The organism is Actinosynnema sp. NPDC023658, assembly GCF_040639995.1.
Lineage (GTDB): Bacteria > Actinomycetota > Actinomycetes > Mycobacteriales > Pseudonocardiaceae > Actinosynnema.
This window is the reverse complement of sequence record NZ_JBFAAX010000669.1, coordinates 1-3144: the sequence shown is the minus strand read 5'-3', so window position 1 is coordinate 3144 and position 3144 is coordinate 1. Positions and strand designations below refer to the sequence as shown.

Sequence of the window (3144 nt, the reverse complement as noted above, 5' to 3'; positions counted from 1 at the left end):
CCTCGTCGAGCACGTACGCGGTGTGGTTGTCCATCGGGCCGCCCATGGGCAGTGCGCCCGGCGGCAACGGCTCTTCCAGCTCCTCGACGATGCTGGTGACGGTGCACTCGGTCACGCCGTACCCGTTGAAGATGCGACGGCCCTTGCCCCACGCCCGCACCAGCTCGTGGGAGAACGCCTCGCCGCCGACGAAGACGATGCGCAGGTCGGTCAGCGGGGCCGGGTCGAGCAGCTTCATGACCGACGGCGGCAAGTCGGTCACCGTGATCTCGTGGTCCTCCAGGAACCGCTGGACCTCCGCCATGTCCAGCCGCACCGCCGACGGCACGAGGTGGAGCGACGCTCCCGTCAGCAACGCGCTGAACATCTCGAAGATCGAGACGTCGAAGCCGCACGACGCGTAACCGAGGACCCGGTCCTGCGGGTCCAGCTCGAACAGCGCCTGGACGTTGCGGATGAACCCCAGGATGTTGTTGTGGCTGATGAGGACGCCCTTCGGCGTGCCGGAGCTGCCCGAGGTGTACATCAGGTACGCGACCGCGTCCTCGCCGGGCACCACCTCGGGCACGTCCCGCGGAACCTCGCCACCGTCGGGTAACCGGCGTTCCAGCGCGGGCGAGATCCCCGCCGTCGTCGAATCGCAGATCACGCTGTGCAGGTCGGCGTTGTCGATGATGGCCTCGATCCGGCCGGACGGGTTCATCGCGTCGATCGGCACGTAGACGGCGCCCAGTGCCATCAGCGCCAGCACGGTCGCCGGGAAGTCGGGCGACTGCGTGAGCGCGACGCCCACCCGGTCGTTCGCGCCGATCCCGGCCGCGGCCAGGTGGGCGCGGAGCACGTCCACCCGCCGGCGCAGCTCCCCGTAGGTGAGCTGCTCGTCGGGGGTGCTGACGGCGAGGCGCTCGTCGTGGGCTTCTGCGACCCGGCAGAAGTGCGCGAAGACGTTGCCGGTCGGCGCGGGCACCTCGACTCCCACGCCGAGCTTCGCCTGCACGGCCCGGGACTCCTCGTCGTGCGCCCACAACTCCCGCACGGTCGCGTCCGGCGTGGCGATCGCCCTGCGCAGGATCCCGACGAGGGTCCGCTGCATGGCGTCGATCGTGCCCCGGTCGAAGATGTCGGTGTTGTACGCCGTGTGGACTTCCAGGTCCGCGCCCTTCTGCGTGACCGTCCACGACTGGAAGAACTTCGCCCGCGTGGTGTCGGGCTCGATCTCGACCGCGGCTATCCCGTCGAGGTGCAGCGGCTCGGCCCACTCGTTCATCGTCAGCGTGTACTGGAACAGCGTCGACCGCGCGGGATCCCGCTGGACGCGCGCGCAGGCGATGATCTCCTCGAGCGGGAGGTAGCCGTGCGACTGGGCGCCGCGGAACCGCTGCTGGACACCGGCGAGGCACTCCCGGAACGTCTCGTCGGGCCGCACCCGGGAGCGGAGGGGCAGCATGTTGATGAAGAAGCCGATCGTCCGCTCGCACTCGACTTCGGACCGGTTGGCGCTGGGCATGCCGAAGATGACGTCCTCGGACCCCGAGTACCGGTGGTACAGCATGGCCATCGCGGTGGCGTAGACGGTGATCGGCGTGGTCGACAGCGACGAGGCGAGGCGGTTGACCTGTGCCGCCACCCCTTCCCACGTGCTCACCTCAGCCGTGCCCGCGTAGGTCACCTCCGTCGGCAGCGGACGGTCACCGGGGATGTCCATGACCTCGACGTCGCGCAGGGTCTCCGACCAGTAGTCCACGCTGGTCTGCCACGCGCCCGCCTGGATCCGCTTGCGCTGCCACTCGCTGAAGTCCGCGAACTGGACGGCGGGCGGTTGCACCTCGGGCTCCGCGCCGGCCCGCCGCGCGTTGTACTCCTGCGTGAGCTCGTCGAAGAAGATCGCCGTCGAGACGCCGTCGAAGACCGTGTGGTGCACGACGAAACCGAAGTAGTGGAGGTCATCGCGCACGGTGACGAGCTTCGACCGCCACAGCGGGAACTCGGTCAACCGGAGCACGGTCTCGGCCAGCCCGGCCATGACCTCGCGCGCCTCGTCCTCGGACGACGCGGACGACTGCTCGATCAGGACCTCGGGATCCTCGACGATCCCCTGGAAGGCCTCGTCGTTCTCCACCAGCACGTAGGTGCGCAAGGCCTCGTGGCGCCGGATGATGGCGGTGACGGCCGCGGTGAGGGCGTCGACGTCCAGCTCGCCTTCGAGCCGGAACAGGAAGGGGACGTTGTAGGTCGTCAGACCGGTGCTCAACTGGTCGACGAACCACAACGTGTTCTGCGAATAGGACAGCGGGACGTTGTTGCGGTCTTGGCGGGGACGCGGTCCGTCGGTGACCTTGGCACGCGCGCGGGCCAACATGTCGGCAAGCGACTGTTTCCGATCCCCGGCGGCACTGTCGCGAGCTGGACTCACGTGAGCTCCCTTCAAGCTGCGTGATGACATGCAGACAGGGTGAATTGCACAAAACCACGGCGTGCACATCCGTGGCGTGCACACGCGAAAGAGGATCAATCCACCCCAATGCCCGACGCGTTACCGCGCCGCGCAGAACATCCGTGATGGATCCGATTTGTCGTGGTCGGCCGTCACGACAACCAGAGGTCCACGGCAGCGGTCAGCCGCGCCGTGAGCACCCCGAACAGACCATCCCCCTCAGGTCTTCGTCCCCCTACTGCTGATCAACTTCCCCATTTTTGATCACGCTCGCCCCGCATCCCACCGCCGGTCGAGCAACGATTATGCTCATACACGACTTCCTCGAAGTCAACGCCGAATTTTATTGGATGATCAAAAATCGAGCCGGTGGCCGTGTACAGCTCACGGGCCGTCCGACTTCGGTCTTGATCGCTGCAGACGAAGCGCGACGAGCAGCCCGCGCGGACCGCTGCTAATATCCCGGAACCCAATCGATCCAGAAAGCCGCAACCCCGGCTCGCCCGCCGACGATCAGCCGGAAAGACCTACCGGCGGCCGACGAACAGCGCCGCGGCCCTACACCGGGATTGGGTCCGATGGGCGATCCTCGGCCGCATTCACCCGGAAATACGCTGTTCCGCGGCCGGCGCTCACTTCCAGCAAGCTCTTCCGCCGACCGGGGTCGCGCTGTCGCCCGGGTGCCGCGGCAGGCGCGGTGGGCACGCCGG

At 67.8% G+C, this 3144-nt stretch carries 1 protein-coding gene; it reads right to left on the bottom strand.

What is annotated here, in order from left to right; genetic code table 11:
* A partial coding sequence (locus tag AB0G02_RS32900; protein WP_360802048.1) for a condensation domain-containing protein occupies positions 1-2359 on the bottom strand: 2359 nt, incomplete at its 3' end.
* Positions 2360-3144: the final 785 nt, after the last annotated feature.